This is a genomic window from Helicobacter sp. 12S02634-8 (assembly GCF_002272865.1).
In the GTDB taxonomy this organism is placed as follows: Bacteria; Campylobacterota; Campylobacteria; order Campylobacterales; family Helicobacteraceae; genus Helicobacter_J.
The window spans coordinates 104,411-125,271 of sequence record NZ_MLAP01000003.1; the positions used below are offsets into that span (position 1 = coordinate 104,411).

At 41.2% G+C, this 20,861-nt stretch carries 17 protein-coding genes; 9 read left to right on the forward strand and 8 right to left on the reverse strand.

What is annotated here, in order from left to right; genetic code table 11:
• Positions 1-178: 178 nt before the first annotated feature.
• Together BKH46_RS09655 and BKH46_RS02975 are read left to right on the forward strand one after the other, a co-directional pair.
• On the forward strand, positions 179-619 hold the full coding sequence (locus BKH46_RS09655) for a DUF262 domain-containing protein (RefSeq protein WP_216358695.1): 441 nt from the start codon (positions 179-181) through the stop codon (positions 617-619).
• The gene (locus BKH46_RS02975; RefSeq protein ID WP_216358696.1) at positions 613-1,950 is read left to right on the forward strand and encodes a DUF262 domain-containing protein; all 1,338 of its coding nucleotides are present in this window, start codon (positions 613-615) and stop codon (positions 1,948-1,950) included. The genes BKH46_RS09655 and BKH46_RS02975 overlap by 7 nt, the downstream gene beginning before the upstream one ends.
• 64 nt (positions 1,951-2,014) lie before the next feature.
• On the opposite strand, the gene ald is transcribed toward BKH46_RS02975, so the two are convergent.
• Both ald and BKH46_RS02985 read right to left on the reverse strand, forming a co-directional pair.
• Positions 2,015-3,133, reverse strand: a complete 1,119-nt coding sequence (ald, locus tag BKH46_RS02980; protein WP_095225352.1) for an alanine dehydrogenase — start codon at positions 3,131-3,133, stop codon at positions 2,015-2,017.
• 16 nt (positions 3,134-3,149) lie between these two features.
• Entirely contained in the window at positions 3,150-4,520 is a 1,371-nt protein-coding gene (locus tag BKH46_RS02985) for a sodium-dependent transporter (protein WP_095225353.1), read from the reverse strand.
• Positions 4,521-4,741: 221 nt separating this feature from the next.
• Here BKH46_RS02985 and BKH46_RS02990 point away from each other — a divergent pair, with 221 nt between their 5' ends.
• Complete coding sequence (locus tag BKH46_RS02990; protein ID WP_253248284.1) at positions 4,742-5,293, forward strand: phosphatase PAP2 family protein; 552 nt, start codon at positions 4,742-4,744, stop codon at positions 5,291-5,293.
• Positions 5,294-5,305: 12 nt separating this feature from the next.
• Here BKH46_RS02990 and ilvD read toward each other — a convergent pair whose 3' ends face one another.
• Positions 5,306-6,994, reverse strand: coding sequence for a dihydroxy-acid dehydratase (gene ilvD / locus BKH46_RS02995; protein WP_095225355.1), 1,689 nt, complete (start codon positions 6,992-6,994; stop codon positions 5,306-5,308).
• Positions 6,995-7,140: 146 nt separating this feature from the next.
• Here ilvD and glmS point away from each other — a divergent pair, with 146 nt between their 5' ends.
• Positions 7,141-8,928, forward strand: a complete 1,788-nt coding sequence (gene glmS / locus BKH46_RS03000; protein WP_095225356.1) for a glutamine--fructose-6-phosphate transaminase (isomerizing) — start codon at positions 7,141-7,143, stop codon at positions 8,926-8,928.
• Between the two features lie 22 nt (positions 8,929-8,950).
• Here glmS and BKH46_RS03005 read toward each other — a convergent pair whose 3' ends face one another.
• The gene (locus BKH46_RS03005) at positions 8,951-9,658 is read right to left on the reverse strand and encodes an outer membrane beta-barrel protein (RefSeq protein WP_095225357.1); all 708 of its coding nucleotides are present in this window, start codon (positions 9,656-9,658) and stop codon (positions 8,951-8,953) included.
• Positions 9,659-9,764: 106 nt separating this feature from the next.
• On the opposite strand from BKH46_RS03005, the gene BKH46_RS03010 reads away from it, so the two are divergent.
• From BKH46_RS03010 to BKH46_RS03025, 4 genes are read left to right on the forward strand one after another with little or no spacing between them, the layout of a single operon-like run.
• A complete protein-coding gene (locus tag BKH46_RS03010) occupies positions 9,765-10,889 on the forward strand; it encodes an MlaE family lipid ABC transporter permease subunit (protein WP_095225358.1) in 1,125 nt (374 codons plus the stop codon).
• Positions 10,886-11,665 carry an ATP-binding cassette domain-containing protein gene (locus BKH46_RS03015; RefSeq protein ID WP_095225359.1) on the forward strand — a complete coding sequence of 260 codons (780 nt, stop codon included), beginning with the start codon at positions 10,886-10,888 and terminating at the stop codon, positions 11,663-11,665. The genes BKH46_RS03010 and BKH46_RS03015 overlap by 4 nt, the downstream gene beginning before the upstream one ends.
• Positions 11,650-12,438 (forward strand): MlaD family protein, encoded by a 789-nt coding sequence (locus tag BKH46_RS03020; protein ID WP_095225360.1) that lies wholly within the window; start codon positions 11,650-11,652, stop codon positions 12,436-12,438. The genes BKH46_RS03015 and BKH46_RS03020 overlap by 16 nt, the downstream gene beginning before the upstream one ends.
• The gene (locus BKH46_RS03025) at positions 12,435-13,001 is read left to right on the forward strand and encodes a hypothetical protein (RefSeq protein WP_095225361.1); all 567 of its coding nucleotides are present in this window, start codon (positions 12,435-12,437) and stop codon (positions 12,999-13,001) included. Before BKH46_RS03020 ends, BKH46_RS03025 begins: the two co-directional genes overlap by 4 nt.
• A gap of 63 nt (positions 13,002-13,064) precedes the next feature.
• Here BKH46_RS03025 and recG read toward each other — a convergent pair whose 3' ends face one another.
• The 4 genes from recG to BKH46_RS03045 form a co-directional block, all read right to left on the reverse strand.
• Complete coding sequence (gene recG / locus BKH46_RS03030; protein ID WP_095225362.1) at positions 13,065-14,954, reverse strand: ATP-dependent DNA helicase RecG; 1,890 nt, start codon at positions 14,952-14,954, stop codon at positions 13,065-13,067.
• A gap of 206 nt (positions 14,955-15,160) precedes the next feature.
• The gene (locus tag BKH46_RS03035) at positions 15,161-15,916 is read right to left on the reverse strand and encodes a type II restriction endonuclease (RefSeq protein ID WP_095225363.1); all 756 of its coding nucleotides are present in this window, start codon (positions 15,914-15,916) and stop codon (positions 15,161-15,163) included.
• Entirely contained in the window at positions 15,906-16,862 is a 957-nt protein-coding gene (dcm, locus tag BKH46_RS03040; RefSeq protein WP_095225364.1) for a DNA (cytosine-5-)-methyltransferase, read from the reverse strand. The genes BKH46_RS03035 and dcm overlap by 11 nt, the downstream gene beginning before the upstream one ends.
• 63 nt (positions 16,863-16,925) lie before the next feature.
• Positions 16,926-19,667, reverse strand: coding sequence for a phosphoenolpyruvate carboxylase (locus tag BKH46_RS03045; protein ID WP_095225365.1), 2,742 nt, complete (start codon positions 19,665-19,667; stop codon positions 16,926-16,928).
• Positions 19,668-19,829: 162 nt separating this feature from the next.
• Between BKH46_RS03045 and ilvC the strand changes: the two genes are divergently transcribed.
• Positions 19,830-20,855: a ketol-acid reductoisomerase gene (gene ilvC, locus BKH46_RS03050; RefSeq protein WP_095225366.1), complete on the forward strand. Its 1,026-nt coding sequence runs from the start codon at positions 19,830-19,832 to the stop codon at positions 20,853-20,855.
• Positions 20,856-20,861 lie beyond the last annotated feature (6 nt).

The window sequence follows — 20,861 nt, forward strand, 5'->3', positions numbered from 1 at the left end:
GAATCACAAAGCAGCTTTTTGTTTCGCGTTTAAGCTAGGCAGATCTAGCTTTTAACTGATAGAGATATGATTAAAAGGAATATTTTAGACACTAGAAAGTTAGGCTATAATATAAAAGATTGCAGCCTATACACACCAAGGGTTGGGGTAATCTATTATATTTATTTGGAGGGAACTTGTGTCAAAATTAAATGTAGATCATAAGACAATAAAAGCTTTATTTCAAGAGAAGAAGACTGATTTTCTTATCCCTGATTATCAGCGACCATATGCGTGGGGAGAAACAGAGTGTCAGGCCTTATGGGAGGATATTTTTACTTTTGCGATTCCTGATGGTGATAGCACAAAATTTGATAGCAATAGCGAGTATTTCCTTGGTCCAATCGTAACTTTCAAGAATAAAGATGGAAAAATGGAGATCATAGATGGTCAGCAACGTTTGACTACACTGATGCTCCTCCTTCGTGCATTTTATTCTAAATTTGGGGATATGCAAGATGAGGACTCGAAAGCAACAAAACAGAATATCGAAAAGTGCCTCTGGAAAACAGATGAATTTGGCAAACCAATCAATAAAGAGGGCAAACCAATATCGGGGGGGGGGGGGATTATGTGCTAAAAATTGATTCTGAAGTTGCCACAGATAAAGAAAAAGATGAATTTCTTGATATTTTACGCACAGGCGATTCTAAGGAGCAGAAAAGCCGTTATGCCAAAAATTATTATTTCTTTGAAAGTAAAATTCAAGATTTTAAAGACAAATACCCCCACTATTTTGCACATCTGCCGACAAGAATTATGAATAATTGTATCTTGCTACCCATTGAAGCAGAATCGCAAGATACGGCTTTGCGTATTTTTTCAACCTTAAATGACCGCGGAAAACCATTATCGGATGCAGATATTTTTAAGGCCCAGTTTTATAAATTCTATTCCTCGCTTGGGAAAAAGGACTGGTTTATTGAAAAGTGGAAAGAGCTTGAAAAAATATGTGAGAAAATTTTTAATTCGACTTCTGTCACTCCGATGGACGAACTCTTTACAAGGTATATGTATTTTATTCGTGCGAAAAAAGGTATTAAGTCTTCGACCACAGAAGCTCTTCGTAAATTTTATGAAAAAGATGGATATGCCATTCTGAAAAATGAAAAAACATTAGAGGATTTAGAAGTTCTTGCAAAATTTTGGAATGATGTTTCAAAGCAAGAGGGCGATAGATTTTCAGATCGTATTCTTCGCTGCCTATTTGTGTTGAACTATGCACCAAATGGTATGTGGACTTACTTTGTATCTGTCTATTTTATGCAGAATAAGGACGCTGATGGAATGCTCGATGATGATTTATTTTATACGTTCTTGAATAAAACAATAGGGTTTGTATGGACATATGCAATCACGAATCCGAGTGTGAGTGCACTCCGAACCCCAGTGTATGCTGAGATGATAAACATCGTAAACGACAAGCCTGTAACATTTGATGCTTTTAGGTTCGATACAGATAAAGTTAGAAATATGTTTTTAAACTTCAGCTTCAAAAATCCTCGTCCAATCACAAAAGCTATGGTTACTTGGTGGGCATATCAAAGCGATGGACAAGAGCTCATGCCTCTTCAACCCCCTTTTGATATTGAGCATATTTACCCAACAAAACGGCAGGAAAGCGAACAATCCTTAGGAGATGAGCGCAACCTTGAAGCCCTTGGGAATAAAGCACTGCTTGAAAAAGGCATTAATATCAGAGCTTCTGATTATCGCTTCGTTGATAAGAAAAAATATTACCTTGGATTTACGAATAGCCGTAACCAGAAAAAAGACGGCACAAAGGTACATGAATTAAGAGAACTCGCTAACACGTTCGATGATTTTACAGAAAAAGATATTGTTGCAAGAAATTCAAAAATTATCGAGGAATTTTTAGAGTTCTTAAAAAATAATGATTTGATAAGCTGATTTAGCGATAATAGCGATAAATCCCCCCCTCTTTTTAGGAGGGAGAGATAGGGGATTAAGGGGTTTAGGAGTGGGCTTTGAGTGCTTCTATGGGGTCAAAATATTTCATATCAAATGCTTCGGCCACGCCTTTGTAAGTAACTTTACCATCAATGGTATTGACACCTTCTGTAAGATCAGGGATTTCCAAGCAGGCATTTCTTGCTCCCATATTTGCGATTTTGAGCCCATAGGGGATTGTTGTGTTTGTGAGTGCGATGGTTGAGGTCTTTGCGACAGCACCGGGCATATTCGCAACTGAATAATGCACAATCCCATCAATGATATAAATCGGATCTGTGTGCGTTGTGGGGTGAGAAGTTTCGATACAGCCACCTTGATCGATCGCTACATCGACAATCACAGAGCCCTTTTTCATCAAGCCAAGGTGCTCTTTTCTGATGAGTTTGGGTGCTTTGCTCCCTGGGATCAGGACAGATCCGACTAAAATATCGCAATCTTGCACGCATTCTTTGATATTGCCCGCATCGCTATAGAGTGTGGTGATTTTGGAGTGGAAAACTTGATCGATGTATTCTAAGCGATTGAGATCAATATCTAACATCACCACTTCAGCCCCAAGCCCCAAGGCCATCTGCGCTGCATTGAAGCCAACGATCCCAGCGCCCAATATCAGCACCTTGCCCTTGCGTGTGCCTGGGACTCCGCCAATAAATGTGCCATTGCCTCCATAGGTCTTTTCTAGGTATTTTGCCCCCTCGATGATAGAGAGCCGCCCAGCAATAGAGCTCATCGGTGCTAGACAAGGCAAGCTTCTGCCCTTTTTGATTGTTTCATAAGCGACAGAAAAAATCTTTTTTTCTATGAGCATTTCAGTGAGTTTTTTGTCATTAGCAAGATGTAGATAGGTGTAGAGTATTTGTCCCTCTTTGAAAAACTTGTATTCTTCTTTGATGGGCTCTTTGACCTTGATGATGAGCTCGCTTTTGTCAAAAAGCTCTTCTTTACTCACGATCTTTGCACCTGCCTTTTGGTAATCGCTATCATAAAAGTTGATACTCTCCCCAGCATTTGTTTCTACATAAACCGTATGGCCTGCTTCAGTGAAGGTATGGACATTAGAGGGAGTGAGCCCAACGCGAAATTCATGGTCTTTGACTTCTTTTGGACAACCGATAAGCATTTTATTTCCTTTGTGTTTAAGATTGAGTTATCCCAAATATGAAAATTATAAGGATAACAATTGGTGCAATAAACTTTATATAGTAAAACCAAACGCTCACTAAATGTGTTTTTATCTTCCCTTGGTTGGATATCTCAGAAATCGCATCTTTTTTAAGCACCCAGCCCACATAAATGCAGCACAATAGGGCAGTGAGGATAAAGAAAATATTGCCACTGATAAAATCAAAACTATCAAAGATATTTTTTCCTTTGATGATGATTATATCCCTCCAAGGTCCATAGGCAAGGATAGATGGGATATTGCCTAGTAAAAATGTAACAATGAGTGTCCAATTGGTAGCACTTTTTTTGGAGAATTTGAATTTTTCCTCCAATACAGAGATGATCACTTGATAAAGCGTTAGGCTTGTTGTGAGCGCAGCTGTGAGTAAAAATAAAAAGAACAGCACGCCAACAGCACTTCCAAAGTAAATATGCGAAAAAGCAATCGGAAGTGTTTTAAACACCAAAGAAGGTCCGCTATCAGGGGAGAGTCCCGCACTAAAGAGCACAGGGAAAATCATGAACCCAGCCAAAATTGCTACAATCGTGTTGATGACCCCTGTGAAAGTGGCTGTTTTGAAAAGATTTTCTTTTTTATTCAGATAAGATGACAAGGTAATCATCACGCCAAAGCCCAATGAGAGGGCAAAAAATACCTGTCCGAGCACATCGATAAAGAGCTTTGCTGAGAGCTTGGAAAAATCAGGCACTAGATAAAATTTTACCCCTGCCATAGCGTTTTCTAAAGTGAGATTTCTGATAATAATCACCACCAAACACAAAAACAAAAGCGGCATCAGCCATTTAGCAGCACGCTCAATCCCATCGATGATACCTTTTCGCAAAATCACCCAATTGATTGCGATAAAAATAAGAGTAAAAATTCCCACTATCAAGGGATTGTTATCGATATGGTGTTCATAAAATAGATTTGTGTAGTCTTTGGTGATGGGGTGGGAGAGGTTGAAATTGCCTGTTAAAATCTCAAAAATATACACAAACACCCAGCCACCCAAAACCATATAATACGCAATGATTCCAAAGCAACCAATAAGCCCCATATATCCGACAAGCTTCCAATATCTCGAGATCTCTCTACCATCGCTGAGCTTGCCACCAAATGCATCAACAGAATTCGACATCATACGCCTGCCGATGACATTTTCTACGAGCACAATGGGAATACCGATAAAAATCATCGCAATGATAAATACAAGCACATAAGCCCCACCACCATTTTCTCCCACAAGATAAGGGAAGCGCCAAGTCGCCCCAAAGCCTATAGTCGCCCCTGCAACCGTTAAAAGATAAGTAAGAGTGTTACTCCAATTTTGCCTTTTCAAAGTATTCCTTTGATTTTAGGATTTTTTCTATACAATGTATAGAATACAAAAAAAACCCAATCGGGGATAAAAATACATCTTTTTTAGAAAGAGGTATTTTGAGATAGTGTAATTTTGTATCACTTTTTTTTGTAAAGTTTAGATTTGATACGAATTGATACAACAAACTTTGATATTTGCAATAAGGGGAAGTGATGAAAAAATACCTGATAGCTGTCTGTATGCTATGGTGTGTGCAATCAAGTCTATGGGCTAAGAGTAATTTTGAGAGATTTGGAGATGTGTTTAGGTTGCTCCCTGTGTTTGTGGGGGTAGTATCTTTGGGTATGGAGGATTATAGGGGGTTTGGTGAGTTGGCCTTGGGGAGCTTGGTGACACAGGGCGTGATAGAAGGGGTCAAGAGGGGGTTTGATGCTGCACATAAAAATGGTCATAATATTGCCTTTGCCAAGCGCCCTTGCTGCGAAGATTATAAGGGTATGCCAAGCGGGCATGCAGGGGGAGCGTTTTCTGCGGCAGGATTTGTATTTTATCGTTATGGTTGGAAGCCTGCAATACCTGTGGGGATTCTAGCGATTTTGACAGATGCGTCTAGGGTCTATGCTAGAAAGCATAGTGTGTGGCAAGTCTTAGTGGGGAGTGCGATAGGTTGGGGGTTTGCGTGGCTTTTTACGAGCAAATACAAGCCCCATGATTTGGTAGTAACCCCTGATGTGGATATCGATGCGAGGGGGAATACGATCTATAGTGTCCATATGGCCTATCGTTTTTAGACCTTTTTAGACCTATAGTTCTGTGCGTAAAACTGCACCTTGAGAGGCGTCGCTCACTAAAAGTGCATATCTTTTGAGCCATTTGCCCTCGATTTCTTTTTTCTTTGGTTTGAAATGTGCTCTTCTTTGGTCTAAAGTATGGGTATCAACGAGTAGCTCAAGCACTCCATTGTCAATATCGATTTGTATCTGATCGCCATTTTCAATCAGTCCTATCTCTCCACCTTGTGCAGCTTCTGGACTGATATGTCCGATACACGCCCCTCTGGTTGCACCACTAAAACGCCCATCGGTGATGAGTGCGACAGATTCGCCCAATCCCATACCACTAATCAAGCTTGTAGGGCTCAACATCTCAGGCATTCCTGGCCCACCTTTAGGCCCTTCATAGCGGATCACTACGACATTTCCTGCCTTGACTTTGCCTGATGAAATCCCAGAAATAGCTTCATCTTGAGAGTCAAAGACAATAGCTGTGCCTGTGAATTTTTTCATACCCTCATCAACAGCAGCAGCCTTGATGACAGCCCCATCTCTTGCGATATTGCCATAGAGGATTTTAAGCCCCCCTGTTTGGGAAAAGGCATTTTCGTTGGTATGTATGATGTTGGTGTCAATGATATGGGCATTTTTGACACGTTCAAGCATAGAAACTCCTGTGATTGTCAAGGTATCTTTGATCACATTGCCTCTTTTATTGACCTCAGCCATCACAGCATCCACCCCCCCAGCACGATTGATATCTTCCATAAAGACATTATCGACAGCAGGGGCGATTTTAGTGAGATGGGAAACTTGCTTGGCTAGGTCGTTGATATTTTTGAGATTGAAATCCACACCAGCTTCTTTGGCAATAGCGAGCATATGCAAAACCGTATTGGTGCTGCCACCCATCGCCATATCAACGACAAAGGCGTTATGGATAGCGTGTTGGTTGAGGATATTTTTTAGTTGATATTGCTCACTTTTTTCTTTATCCAAAGCAATTTCTACGATTCTTTTAGCAGCTTGCCTAAGGAGGGCTTCTCTTTCTGGAGTCAGCGCAGGGATAGTGCCATTGCCTGATAATGCAATCCCCATAGCCTCACAGAGTGTATTCATTGAATTTGCTGTAAACATACCACTACAGCTGCCTCCACTCGGACAGGCCTTGCACTCGATTTCATAAAGCTTATCAGCAGCGATTTTGTTGGCCTCATAAGCCCCGATCGCTTCAAACACCTGAGAGAGTCCAATCCTGCTCCCATCACTGAGTGTACCCGCTCGCATAGGCCCTCCACTCACAAAGATTGTAGGCACATTGACGCGCAATGCTCCCATGATCATACCAGGGACAATTTTGTCGCAATTAGGGATACAAATCATCGCATCGAGTTTATGGGCGTTCATCACCGTTTCGATACAATCAGCGATCAATTCTCTGCTAGGCAAGCTATAAAACATGCCGCTATGCCCCATCGCAATCCCATCATCAACGCCAATTGTGTTGAATTCAAAAGGCACTGCCCCTGCTTTGTAGATTTCTTCTTTGACAATCTTAGCATAGGCATTGAGAAAATAATGCCCAGGTATGATGTCAATATAGCTATTGGCTACGCCAATAAAGGGCTTGTCAAAATCCTCATCTTTCAAGCCCACACCTCGCAATAAGCTTCTATGGGGGGTTCGTGAAAATCCTTTTTTGATGGTATCGCTACGCATATGATCTCCTAGGTTGTGGTATGGATTGTTTGGTTTTAGTGATAAATGCAACTTATATTATACTTTAAAATTTTCCAACGCACTGCTTTTTGCTATAATAAATACAGCAAGAATATGGCAGATTTTGAAAATATTTGGAGGTCTTAATGTGTGGAATCGTCGGTTATATCGGCAATAATGAAAAAAAAGAGATTTTAATCAATGGGCTCAAAGAGCTTGAATACAGGGGCTATGATAGCGCGGGGATTGCTATTTTGAGCGAGGGAGAGCTCAAGACCTTTAAGGCTGTGGGTAAAATCTGTAATCTTGAAAATAAATGCATGGATTTTACTTCTAGGGGCTTTGGGCTAGGGATTGGCCATACGCGCTGGGCGACACACGGCAAGCCCACAGAGGCAAACGCCCACCCCCAAATTGCAGAATTTAGCAATGTTGTCCATAATGGTATCATTGAAAACTATCAAGAAATCAAAAAAGACCTCCAGCAAAAAGGACATCAATTTTTGAGTCAAACAGATACAGAAGTGATTGTGCGTTTGTTTGAAGAATATCTTAAAAATACTGATGATGTTTGGGTGGCTTTTGAGCATATGGTCGCGTCTTTGCGGGGTGCGTATGCGATTTTGCTCATCAGTATCAAAGCCCCCGATAAGATTTTTTATGCTAAAAATGGCTCGCCTTTGATTGTTGGCAAGGGCAAAGATGGGGTATATTTTGCTAGTTCGGATACGCCTTTAGTGGGTTGTGTGGATCGGGTTGTTTATCTTGAAGATGGGGCGTGTGGGTATATGGATAAGGATCGATTTGACACATTGACACATATCAAGCCCTTAGCCCATAATAAAATCTATGCCCAAAAAGAGGGCTTTCGGTATTTTATGGAAAAAGAAATCTATGAACAGCATAAAGTCTTGTTAGAAACGATGATGGGTAGAGTGAGCCAAGAGGGGATATTTTTAGAATCATTGCCCTCTGATTTTTTTGATGGTATTGATATGATTACAATTTGTGCTTGCGGGACTAGCTATCACGCAGGCATGAGCGGGAAATATCTCTTAGAAAGGCTTGCAAGGCTAAAGACCAATGTGGCGATTGCGAGTGAATTCAGATATGCTGATTGTGTGATGGGTAAGAGCGAGCTTTTTATCGCTATTTCTCAGAGCGGGGAAACAGCTGATACGCTTGAAGCACTCAAGCTTGCTAAGAAAAAGGGGCTCAAAACTTTAGCGATTTGTAATGTGGATAATTCTTCGATTGTGCGTGAGAGCGATGGGGCGATTTTGACCCGTGCGGGGATTGAAAAGGGCGTTGCTTCGACCAAGGCTTTTGCAACACAAGTGATGGTGCTATGGATTTTGAGTGTTTATTTATCCCACCATCGGGGCTATGCAGACACAAAGACCATCAAATCTCAAGTCGCCTCAATGCTTAAAGCCACCAAAGCCACAGAGGTCAATGCCACCTTGCACGAACGGCTCAAAAGGCTCTCAAAACGTTATTTGCACGGGCACGGATTCTTTTTCATCGGTCGGGATATTTTCTATCCTCTTGCCCTAGAGGGGGCTTTGAAACTCAAAGAAATTAGCTATCTGCACGCAGAGGGCTATGCAAGTGGTGAGATGAAGCACGGACCTATCGCACTTGCTGATTCTTTGCTCTTTACTGTAGCACTCTTGCCTAAACATCTTTTGTATGAAAAGATTAAAAGCAATGTCGAGGAGCTTGGCGCTAGAGATGCGACGATTTGTGCGATTTGTTCAGAGGATTTTGAAAGCGCTGATGATATGGTCTATATCAACCCTGCTGATGATTATATGGAAGAGTTTTTTTCGATGATGGTTGTCTTGCAGCTTTTGGCCCTAGAGATAGCAATCAAAATGGGTAATGATGTGGATATGCCTCGAAATCTCGCAAAAAGCGTGACCGTGGAGTGAATTAAAAAAAGGGGGGAGTGGATCAAAACTGATAATTATACATCACATAAGGCATGATACTTGTTTCAAACTCTCTGTTGTTTAAAAGCGTCTTAGCAGTGGGTAATACCTTCAGGCCAATTTCAATGCGATGTTTGATAAAAATATCCAAACTCACCCCGCCCTCTATCATCACACCCCCTGCATAGATGGCTTTTTTGAATAATGAAAAATTCTGATTGTCTGTATAGATTGTCGCTCCTCCCCCAACCCCTGCAAACACGCCTAAAAAGTGCTTATAGCTATTGCCTAAAGGGAATTCACCAATCAGGTCAATCCCCAAAGAAAGCATTGCATAAAATGAATCACTGGGGTCTTTTGTGAGTGCGTAATTGACAAGCCCTGTAGCCACATCAAAAGCAAAAAATCCCCGGATACCGATGTTTTTATTGAAAAATGTTTGCACGCCCCCTTTGAGTAGCAAGGCTGCGGGGTAGGATTGTATAAATGTGCCTTGATAGTTTTTTTTGATTTGAAAACCTCCAAGCCCCACTCCAAAATATCGCCCACTTTTTTCTTTGATGAGTCTTTGGCGCTCACGGATTTGGGCGATACCATAGCCTTCATAGCCCTCAGATGTTTGATTGATATCTTTTGGAGTATCTATAGAAGGCAGAGGGGTGGTGGGTTCTTGCGCAATCACATGACTCACAAGCAGTGCGCAGAAAAAGATTTTAGAAAAATGCTTCATTATAGACCTTACAGACCTTAAAATCGGATTAATAGTTGATGGTTGATTATGCAACTATTTTCTATGTTTTTGTTATAATTTTAACAAAATTAGCTTAGGAAGAACAATGCCAAGAACCTCCATGCAAATCACACACGATTCTGCAAAAACAATCGTTTGCCTTGAGGGGAATTGGGATTTCCAGACAGAAAGCAAGCATTTAGAAGCACTCAAAAATGTTTTAAAAAATCGCCCCCTATCTTTGGTGATTGATTGTGCTTGTATCCAACGCATTGATTTTATTTTTATCGTCTTTTTGCTCGATCTTTTAAAGTCCTTTGACCTCAACCCCGAATTTATCCATACACCAAACAAAATGACGCGTCTGCTCCAAACTATTCCCAAAGACAATCCCTCTGCAAGCACGCAAAAAGAACTGATAGTATCGCGCAGATCTTGGAATATTTTTGAAAAAATGGGGAGATATATCGAGGATTTTATCCAAGAATCATTAGATTTTTTGAATTTTTGTGGCATGACACTCTATGCTTTCACGCAAGCCCTTGCCCACCCGCTGAGGATACGCATTGCCTCGTTGTGCTATCACATCAATGAATCGGGTTTTAAGGCTTTGCCTGTGAGTGTTTTGACAGCTTTGATTGTCGGTGCGGCTGTGACATTACAAGGGGCAATGCAGCTGCAAGGTATGGGCGTGCCTTTGATGAGTGTGGAAACTACAGCTAAGCTCTCTTTGCGTGAGATGGGGCCATTTATTTTAGCGCTTGTGATCGCAGGCAGAAGTGCTTCGAGTTTCACAGCCCAAATTGGCGTGATGGGGCTTACTGAAGAGCTTGATGCGATGAAAACTATGAATTTTAGCCCGTTTGAGTTTTTGGTCTTGCCCCGTGTTTTGGCGCTTGTGATTGCAATGCCTTTATTGGTATTTTTGGCCGATGCTTTTGCTTTGTTGGGTGGTATGCTTGCTATCAAATACCAACTAGGGATTAGCTTTGGTGCATATATCGAACGTTTTTATGACACGGTGAGTTGGAATCATTTCTGGGTAGGGCTTATCAAAGCGCCATTTTTTGGCTGGGCGATTGCAATGGTGGGGTGCTTTAGGGGCTTTGAGGTCAAGGGAGATACAGAGTCGGTGGGGCGATTGACTACTATCAGCGTGGTCAATGCACTTTTTTGGATTATATTTATCAATGCACTTTTTTCAGTGATTTTTACAAAGCTCAATGTATGACATCTCTAGCCCCTATTATCCAAGTCAAAAACCTCTGTAATGCCTATGGGAGCGAAGTGATCCATGATCATATCAGCTTTGAAGTCAAGCAAGGGGAGATTTTTGCGATTTTAGGTGGGAGCGGGAGCGGGAAGAGCACATTATTGCGGAGTATGATACTTTTGAATCGCCCCAAAGAAGGCGAGATTGATATATTTGGCTCTGATATATGGCAGCTCAAAGAGCAGCAAAAATATGCATTTCTCAATCGCTGTGGCGTATTGTTTCAATTTGGTGCGCTCTATAGCTCCTTAAATGTGTTGGAAAATGTCGGTATTATGCTTGAAGAATACAGCACTTATCCGCAAAAAAGTATCGAAGAAATCTCTAAAATGTGGCTGGATATGGTGGGGCTGGATAAAAGGGTCTATCGTCTCTACCCTTATGAGCTCAGTGGTGGCATGAAAAAACGCGTCGGGCTAGCTAGGGCGCTGGTGCTAGAGCCTGAAATTTTATTTTTAGATGAGCCCACTAGTGGGCTAGACCCTGCAAGTGCAGGCAAGTTTGATACTTTGATTGTAGAGCTTAAAGAGATGTTGCATTTGAGTGTGGTGATGATCACTCATGATTTAGACTCCATCAAAGATGCTGTCGATCGGTTTATCTTACTCAAAGATCGTAAAATTGACTTTGATGGCAATCTGGATACCTTTATCCATAGGGCTCGGCAATATGGGATTGATAAGGACAATCTGTTTAACTCAAGACGAGGAGAGAAATTTTGGAAAGACATATAAATTATACATTGATTGGGGGGGTGTTTTTTGCTGTAATCATATGTATGGTGGTTTTTATACTCTGGATAGGGCGTATCGGCGTAGATGAGAGCAAATACCGCATATACAATGTCTATACCGATCAAGAAGTATCAGGGATTGGCGTGGATACACCCATCAAATATAAGGGCATTACTATTGGCAGTGTGACTCAGATTGGCTTTGATAAAAACAGACTTGGAACGGTAGAAATCAAGCTTGCCATCAATGCTAATATCCCTATCCATAAAGGCTCTGTTGTGATGTTAGACTCTCAAGGGCTGGCTGGTTTGAGCTATCTTTCGCTCAAGCAAAGTGATAATCCTGAGTTTATCGGCGAGAAAGACCCGCGGGTATTGGAGTTCAAGCAAAATTTCTTAGGCAGGATCGCTTCAAGTGCTGATGCAGTGACCCAAGAGCTTTTGGTTGTGCTCAAAAATATCAAAGAACTCACTGATACCAAAAACATACAAAATATCTCTCATATCATCAAGTCCCTAGATTCTCTCACCGCAGGGCTCAATCAGACAAAAGATGACATTGCTGATTTGTCTAAAAACTCAAATATGTTATTATTGAATCTCAATCGTAGGATTGAAAGTGGTGATTATGACTTGAAACAAATCCTCAATCCCGTGGTGATGGAGCTGGAGATGAGCTTGAAAAATATAGACAGATTTTTCCAAAAAGGCTCCAATCTCTTGGATAAATTGGATGCAGATCCCTACAGCACACTTTTTGGAGAAAAGAAATGAAAAAAGCTAGTATGATCCTTGCAGCACTCCTACTAGCAGGGTGTGTGAGCTTAAAAATCAAAACAGAATCCCCCCATATCCAAGAATATGACTTGAGTGATAACACACTAGGAACACTCCAATGCAAGCAATATAGCAATCTAGCGCTCATCGGTATCAGCAGTGCTTCTATCTATGAAACAAGAAATATTCTAAAACGGCTTGATAATGGGCAAATAGAGTCCATAGATGGCAAAAAATGGATCGATTTGCCTAAGAATATGTTTGCTAATTTGCTTGTCCAAGAAGCCTCCAAACGCTGTATTTTGGTATCTTTCCCGCCCTTTGGAGCGTCAAACCCTCAAAAAATGCTTAAAATCAATCTTTTGAGCTTTGATATCAAAGAGGGTTCTGCACCCCAAGCAATCGTGGGCTTGAGCTATGAATTTTTTGTAGATGGGAAAAAGATGGAGGGAGTATTGAGCGAGCAAGAGCCCATCAAAGAAAATAGCATACAAGCGCTGCAAATCGTATCAAAACGCGCAGCAAGCGACCTCATAGAGCTATTTGGCACTAAAAAATAAAAAATAAGATTTTTGGGGGGGGGGGGGGCTGTTTCTGTGCTCTCTGTAGGAGGAGGGGGGGGGTTATGTGTTTGTGTGCTGTGATGGCTGTGATGATAGATAATTTTTGACCTCTAGGAGTATAGAAGTATCTGTAGTGATATCAAAAAATTCAAACGCTACGCCACTTTGGCGATCCCCATAAAGCAAATCACCACTACTTCGGTATTTGAGATCAAGCTCAGCGATATCAAACCCACTCAAATGCTCACAAAACTCCCTCAAACGCTCGGAATCTTCTTGATGGGTGTATAAAAAGCAATAACCTTTTAGTCCATTACGGCTCACCCGACCGCGCAGTTGATGGAGTGTCGCAAGCCCTAAGCGCTCAGGGGCGACAATCACGATTGTAGAGAGTTTGGGGAGTGAAATCCCCACTTCAATCAATGTCGTTGCCAAAAGAATATTTCCCTTTTCTCTGAACTCTTCTAAAATCTTTTCTTTGTCCTTGTCTTTGCCAGAAGTGATATAGACACGATCAAAATGCTTTTGCCAAAATCCCCCTCCCTCTTTCAAAGAGAGGTATTCAAGATGTTGGCTCTCTTCGACTAAAGGATAGACGATAACTACTTGTTTGTTGTGAGCGATTTCATCTCGGATATGGCTGATGAGCTGGGGGAAATTTTCTTTGTGTATGATGGTTGTGGTGATGTCTTTTTTAAACGGGAGGTCTTTGATGGAGCTAAAGTCAATCAAGCTTGCATTGAGCATTGCCATTGTTCGCGGGATAGGTGTAGCAGAAAACTGCAGCACATGGGGCTTTTTGGTATCTTGGGTTGTCTTGTCTTCGGTGAGTTTTTCCAGATAGTGGCGCTGCCTAGTCCCAAAGCGGTGTTGTTCATCTGTCATCACTAAAGCGAGATTTTCTCCATCAAGCTCCCGATAAAGCAAGGCCTGTGTCCCGATGATAAAATGCTCTTCTTGTTGGAAAAGACCTTTGTCCTTAGATTTTTTGCTCCTTGTGCTCTCTGCACTCCCTGTGATGAGCTTGCAAGTGATATAATCAGGGAGGAATTTTTTGGCCTCAGCATACAGCTGTTGGGCTAAAATCGTTGTAGGTGCCATCAATAGGCTTTTATGGGGATAAGCCATCACAACAGCACTCAAAATCACAATCGTTTTCCCACAGCCCACATCTCCCATCACCAAGCGCTTGGCTGCAGTGGGGCTTTTGAGATCATTGGCGATTGTTTGGATGGTTTCACTTTGAGCAGACGTGAGCATAAAGGGCAGAGAATCGACAAAAGGTCGGTAATCATTTGTGCAGATATATTTGCTTGTAAAATATCTTCTTTTTTGGGCGAGGTATTTGAGATGGGCATAGATTTCAGTCCATTTGAGTGCGTTTAGATGAGTGGCAGGGAGGGCGTTTGCTTGCTGATAAACTTCCATAAAAGCCTTTGTGGGGCAGAAGATTTCAGCAATGAGTTGCGCGATTTCACAAGGCAAGCCCTCTTCTATGAGGTTAGAGCGTGTGAGGAGCTTTTTAGCAAGGGCAAAAATATGTATCGAGCGCATGGCTGTGCTTTTGAAATGCGCGATAATCTCTCCTTGTGTGCTGAGCGGCTTTGGCTGATTCATGGAGTATTTACCGAATTTATACTCTATCTTGCCCCATACATACAGACTTTTTCCCACTACATAGATAGCCTTGTGGAAACTCTTGGCATTGAATATCACCAGCTCTAGGGGTTGGTGGAACTGGGGCATATGGGCTTGGACTTTGAGGATATTTTTTCCCAAAATCCATTCAGCCCGCTCCACTTCTATAGCCACTGCCCCTTGAGAAGAGGGCTCTAGCGTGTCAAGCAAGGTTGTGTCTGTGTAGGATTTGGGGATATGCAGTGCGAAAGCAAGCAGATTCTGACACCCAAGCTTTTGGAGTTTTATATAATCACTATCAGATATTTTCATACACGCATTTTATTATAAAATTTGCACCATTATATTGATGAAGATAATAGATGTGATTGCTTAGATGAGTGGATTTAGTGTATTGGCTCAAGCCCCTATCATTATTATAATCTATCCCTTTATCCAACAATAAGAATAGGAGAGAGGGGCTCAGGAAAGCCATTAATGGTTTGAATCGTAGCTTTTGCTTATATCTAGTAGTCATTTTATATATCAAAAAGCTTGGTAGGATCTATTTTAAACTGTAGCATTTGAGCAGTTTCTCTGCCATTATCACCACCCTTTCTTTGCATTGTGATGCGTCCAATATTTAGTGAGCCCTTAGGACTGATTGCTACATCCCCTTTTCCGTAGTAATTTAAAACCTCATTGATATTTTTTAAAACCCATCTACTATTGTGTAATATTTTTTGGGCGACTAGCACCCACTCAGCACAAAATTCTCCCCTACCTCTGATAATGTCTGAAACAATTAAAATTTTATTTTGATCAAACCATTTAATCAATGTATCTTGCATATTTTTTGGCATTTCATCAAAAAACATTCGTCTTTTGTCTTTTGGTGTGGCACAAAATGGTTCTTTTTCACCGACAAAGTATTGCAGAATTGTATAGATATTTTGTGGGATTTGCCATAATTGACCGTAACTAGAAAGCCATCTTTTATCTATTTGATTAAAACCTGTTTTATTGCTGACTAGCTTTACTTGTATATTTTGAGTATCTTGCTTAGTTTTAAAATTTATTTGTATGATGACATTGACATCACTTTTATGACCCGATAAAATATTGGCTTTTACCCATAAGATATCGTGTAAAACATAACCCATAATCCTCAGCCAATTTTTTGCTTCTGGATCATCTTGCCATTTATTAAATTTATTTGCGATATCTTGCTCGTTTGCAAATCCATTTTTGGCTGTTTGTGAGCCTAAAAGTATTTTATTTTCTTTATCTGTCATAACGCACTAATTCTTTTGCGATCGCTTCGATAACGGGCACGCTCATCGCATTGCCGACTTGCTCTAAAATCTTGCTTGTAGTAATTAGGCTTGTTGCATACTTTTGGGCTCTCTCATGACCAAAACCTTGCAAAAGCAAGCCCTCATAACCACTGAGTTTATAGACTTTGCCGCCTTTTGTGTATAAAATACCTTGTCTGCCTCGTCGCAAAGTGGGGCATTTTTGTGCGTATACGCGCAAGTCAGATTGCCTTGTGTCTATAATGTTGTAATCATCTTTTAAGATTGTATCCAGACAAATGCGTCCGATATTGTATTTGTTGTTGATGTATTTTTTGAAGCTAGGGCTATCAGTGTGTAGCTCTCCATCGCTTTTGCATAAAAATTTTGATATATCAGCACTTTTTTTCTCAAATTTAAATGCAAACTTTTTGGTATAAAGCTCTTTTTTGATACCGACTATATAGACACGTTCACGCATTTGTGGCAGACCAAAGTCAAGGCTATTGAGCACTGCATAAGATATGACATAGCCGATATCTTCTAAAAGCTCTATGATATGTTTGAGTGTCGCACCTTTGTTGTGATGGATCAGTCCTTTGACATTTTCGAGCAGAAAAAAGGGGACATTTTTAGCTTTCAAAATCCTAGCAATACCAAAAATCACCTGCCCTCTATCATCAGCAAAGCCCGCTCTTTTGCCTACGATACTAAAAGTTTGGCAAGGAAAGCCAGCAATCAAATACCTAAAATCAGGCAATGTATTTGGGTCAATTTGCATCAAGTCGCCAAAATTCCTATCATCATCAAAAAACAGCCGATAGGTCAAAGCAGGGTTTGGGTCGATTTCACTATGGCCAATACACTCAAGCCCTGCCATTTCAAAGCCCAGCCGACCCCCTCCAATCCCTGAGCAAACATCAAAAAAATAATTATTTTGCTTCATAGTGTTTGTTAGCTTTTGTCTGTTGGTGTTTCATTATCTCATCTAGCCTACTCATCTAGCCCATCAGCCTGTGTTTCTCATACCTTGGGCAATGCCAACGATGGTGCTATGGATTTGTTCCATCAAACGAGTTTTTTGGTCTTGATAGAGGGAGAGGTTGTATTTTTTGATGAGCTCGATTTGGAGAAGATTGAGAGCTGTGATATAGGGCTTACGGAGCAAGATAGATTCTCTGAGTTGGGAGTCATTTTCTAGGAGTTCTTTTTCTTGACGCACATAGAGAATATAGTGCATTGTCTTGTCGTATTCACTTTTAATCATATCCCAGATGTGATCGCGGATATGGGTATCACTGACAAACTTATTATAACGTTGTGCGATGGTGATATCGACTTTTAAGAGGGCTTGCGAGATATTATCGATGGTGGTTTTAAAAAAGGCTGATTCTTGATAGCACTCTTGCAAATCCCTTGTTTGCTTGATACCCTCTAATCCACTGCCGATACCATACCACGCAGGAATAATGCTTCGATTTTGCGTCCAAGCAAATACCCAAGGGATCGCTCTGAGATCTTTTACTTTTGTCGTGTCTTTGCGCTTGCTAGGGCGTGAGCCTAGATTGAGCTGTTGGATAAAGCTGATGGGCGTGGCGAGCTTGAAATAATCGATAAATCCTTGTGTTTCATAGACGAGCTTGCGATAAGTCTGATAGGAAGTTTGAGAGATTTGCCCCATCATTTGCCACTGGAGGGTATCGATATGGCAGATATTTTGGCTTGTTTTGATATTAGGGGCTTCTCCTGAGCAAAAGCTGTCATAGGTAGATTTTTTGAGTAAAGCCCCCATTGTGCTAGCTAGATTGAATTGTGCGCTTTTGGGGTTGAGGTATTTAGAGCTGATTACTTCGCCTTGTTCGGTGGTTTTAAGCAAGCCGCACACACTCCTAGGGGGCGAGGCAAGCAGTGCTGATTTGAGCGTCCCCCCACCACGACTCACGCTCCCACCTCTGCCGTGGAATAAAATAAATGTAATGCCTAGCTTGTCTTCTAAGCGCATGAGTTCAAAAATCGCTTGATACAAGCTGTAGTTGCTTGTAAATATCCCGCCATCTTTGCTTGAATCTGAATAACCAATCATGATTTCTTGGGTCATTTTGAGATCGGAGAGATAATGGGCGTAGTGTTTGTTTTGGCTCAAAGTATTGATGATATCTTTTGCCCTTTGTAGGTCGTTGATTGTTTCAAATAATGGTGTGATGCGTATTCTAGCGCGGATTTTTTTATCCATAGAGGCTTTGGGCTTGCTAGGTTTCCATAGCCCACTTTGTTTGGCAAACCAAAGCACACAGAGCATATCACTCGCTTCTGTAGTCATTGAAATGATAAATGATTTGATGATTTCTTCTGAAATATGTTTTTTTGCCCAATCAATCCTTAGAAAGGCTTCTAAAATATTTTGTGTGTCTTTGCTGACTCTGTTTGTGAGGGTTTCTAGCTCAATTTTGGGTCTATCGAGGGCAAAGTTTAAGATTTCGATCTTTTTTTCTTCGCCAAAAGTGCCAAAATCACTATCAGAAATCCCCAAAAGGCAGAATACCTCACTGATGGCATTGAGAAACATATCGCGATGTTCTCTAAAGTCCAAACGCATCAGATGGAATCCACCCAATAAAACGAGGTTTCTGAATTCTTTGAGATATTTAGCGCTCAAGGGATCGAGGTTGTCGATGAGTAAGTCAATATCAGCAAGCAATTCTTTGGGGTGTTCATAGATAAAATCAATGTTGCTAGGGGAGTTGATAGCAATCAAGCGATTTTTGAGTTTTTTGCCCATGAGATGGAGTTTGGCGCGAAAAGGCTCTCTGGCGTGGAGCTTGCGGCTGTTTTCTTCTAGCTCATCTTTTTGCGCTTCTAGGGATTGGTGGAGCGCTTGATTGATAGGGTGGAAATCTGTAGAGATAGAAAGCTCTCTTTCGAGTTCTTTGAGTTTTTTGAGATAGATTTTGATGATGAGTTCGTGCTGCGTGCGCATGACTTGTGTCATCAAAGCATTAGTGACAAAAGGGTTGCCATCTCTGTCCCCACCAATCCAGCTTCCAAGCTGTATAGGCGAGATTTCTAAGGGTTTTTGGAGGATATTTTCAATGCAGTTTAAGACCTTTTGACTGCTTTTTAACACAGAGCTTTCAACGATATACAGGAGGTTGTCTAGCTCAAAGAGGACTTCAAGTTTCTCGCTTCTCACTAAATGGCTTTGCCATAAAAGCCCCAGCCGATATTGGAGATGTTCTATCGTTTCTTGAGTTTCTATAGTCCCTTGAGTCCCTTGAGCTCCTTGGTCTTTGAGGTCAAAGATTTTGAATAAATCATCACTGATTGCGTGGTGTGCTTCTAAAAATGTGCGCCTTCTTGATTCTGTGGGGTGCGCGGTAAATACGGGGTAGAATTGCATTGTGCTTAAAATTTTGTTGATATCTTGCTTGCTAAAGCCCTCTGTGATGAGCTCATCATAAGCTTTTTTGATGGCAAAAAATGGGTCTTGGTCTTCAAAATAGTGCCGCTCTTCGATGATATTCAGCAGAATATTATAGAGTGAAAAAGCCTTGATAACCTCGAGTGTCTTGTCTGAAAGCACGATTGACTCTAAGATTGCCTTGATTTTTTCTTGAGATTTTTCTTCAAATAGCAGTTCTTTGCGTAAGTCCAAAAAGAACTCTTTGGCTTGGGGGTTGAGTGTTTCAAGCATACTTATCATGAGGTTGTAGATAAAATCTAGCTCTTGTGAAAATCGGGTGTTATTGCGCATTGTAAGCCCCTATATTGACCAATTTGCTATGATTATAGCATATATCATCAAAACTTTGATTGCACTTTGATTGCAAAGGGCTGACAAATCGAGCTTACAAAGTAGTAACTAAGTTTGTTTAACATATAATCGTGGTATTGATTTTAAAATAAAGGAAGTGCTATGGCTTTGAAAGTTTATTATGATAAAGATTGCAATCTTGCTTTGATCCAGAAAAAAAAGGTCGCCATCATTGGCTTTGGTTCTCAAGGACACGCCCACGCAGAAAATCTCAGAGATAGCGGTGTTGAGGTCGTCATCGGGCTTTATAAAGGCGGGAAAAGTTGGGCAAAGGCAGAGGCGAAGCGTTTTAGAGTGCTTGAGGTGTCTGAAGCGACAAAATGGGCAGATGTCATTATGATTTTGATCCCTGATGAACTCCAAGCTGATGTGTTTGAAAAAGACATTGCCCCCTCTCTTAAAGAAGATAAAATCATTGCTTTTGGACACGGATTCAATATACATTTTGGTCAGATCAAAGCCCCACAAGGAGTGGGCGTGATTATGGTAGCGCCAAAAGCCCCTGGCCATACTGTGAGGAGTGAATTTGTCAAAGGAGGGGGGATCCCTGATTTGATTGCAGTCGAGCAAGATACAAGCAAGGGCGATGCCAAAGAGATTGCTTTGAGCTATGCGAGTGCTATTGGCGGGGGCAGGAGCGGGATTATTGAAACGACTTTCAAAGATGAAACTGAAACAGATTTATTCGGTGAGCAAGCTGTTTTGTGCGGGGGTGTGAGTGCGTTGGTGAAGGCAGGGTTTGAAACGCTCACTGAAGCGGGCTATCCTGAAGAAATGGCTTATTTTGAGTGCTTGCACGAACTGAAGTTGATTGTGGATTTGATTTATCAAGGCGGCTTGGCTGATATGCGTTATTCGATATCCAACACAGCTGAATACGGCGATATGGTCAGTGGCCCTAGAGTCATCACAGAAGAGTCCAAAAAGGCAATGCGTGCTATTCTTAGAGATATTCAAGATGGTAAATTTGCCAAAGATTTTATTTTGGAAAGAAAGGCAGGCTATGCCAGAATGAACGCAGAGAGGAAAAATTTGAGCGAGCATAAGATTGAAAAAGTGGGCGAGCGTTTGCGTGCGATGATGCCTTGGATTGGGGCTGATAAGCTCGTAGATAAAAGCAAGAACTAAGGGTGG

What these genes read in the sequence shown, in the direction of transcription:
- glmS (WP_095225356.1), top strand. Translation starts at nt 7,141, where the DNA reads ATGTGTGGAATCGTCGGTTATATCGGCAATAATGAAAAAAAAGAGATT.
- BKH46_RS03025 (WP_095225361.1), top strand. Translation starts at nt 12,435, where the DNA reads ATGAAAAAAGCTAGTATGATCCTTGCAGCACTCCTACTAGCAGGGTGT.
- ald (WP_095225352.1), bottom strand. Translation starts at nt 3,133, where the DNA reads ATGCTTATCGGTTGTCCAAAAGAAGTCAAAGACCATGAATTTCGCGTT.
- ilvD (WP_095225355.1), bottom strand. Translation starts at nt 6,994, where the DNA reads ATGCGTAGCGATACCATCAAAAAAGGATTTTCACGAACCCCCCATAGA.
- recG (WP_095225362.1), bottom strand. Translation starts at nt 14,954, where the DNA reads ATGAAAATATCTGATAGTGATTATATAAAACTCCAAAAGCTTGGGTGT.
- BKH46_RS02990 (WP_253248284.1), top strand. Translation starts at nt 4,742, where the DNA reads ATGCTATGGTGTGTGCAATCAAGTCTATGGGCTAAGAGTAATTTTGAG.
- BKH46_RS03045 (WP_095225365.1), bottom strand. Translation starts at nt 19,667, where the DNA reads ATGCGCAATAACACCCGATTTTCACAAGAGCTAGATTTTATCTACAAC.
- BKH46_RS03010 (WP_095225358.1), top strand. Translation starts at nt 9,765, where the DNA reads ATGCCAAGAACCTCCATGCAAATCACACACGATTCTGCAAAAACAATC.
- ilvC (WP_095225366.1), top strand. Translation starts at nt 19,830, where the DNA reads ATGGCTTTGAAAGTTTATTATGATAAAGATTGCAATCTTGCTTTGATC.
- dcm (WP_095225364.1), bottom strand. Translation starts at nt 16,862, where the DNA reads ATGAAGCAAAATAATTATTTTTTTGATGTTTGCTCAGGGATTGGAGGG.
- BKH46_RS03035 (WP_095225363.1), bottom strand. Translation starts at nt 15,916, where the DNA reads ATGACAGATAAAGAAAATAAAATACTTTTAGGCTCACAAACAGCCAAA.
- BKH46_RS03005 (WP_095225357.1), bottom strand. Translation starts at nt 9,658, where the DNA reads ATGAAGCATTTTTCTAAAATCTTTTTCTGCGCACTGCTTGTGAGTCAT.
- BKH46_RS03015 (WP_095225359.1), top strand. Translation starts at nt 10,886, where the DNA reads ATGACATCTCTAGCCCCTATTATCCAAGTCAAAAACCTCTGTAATGCC.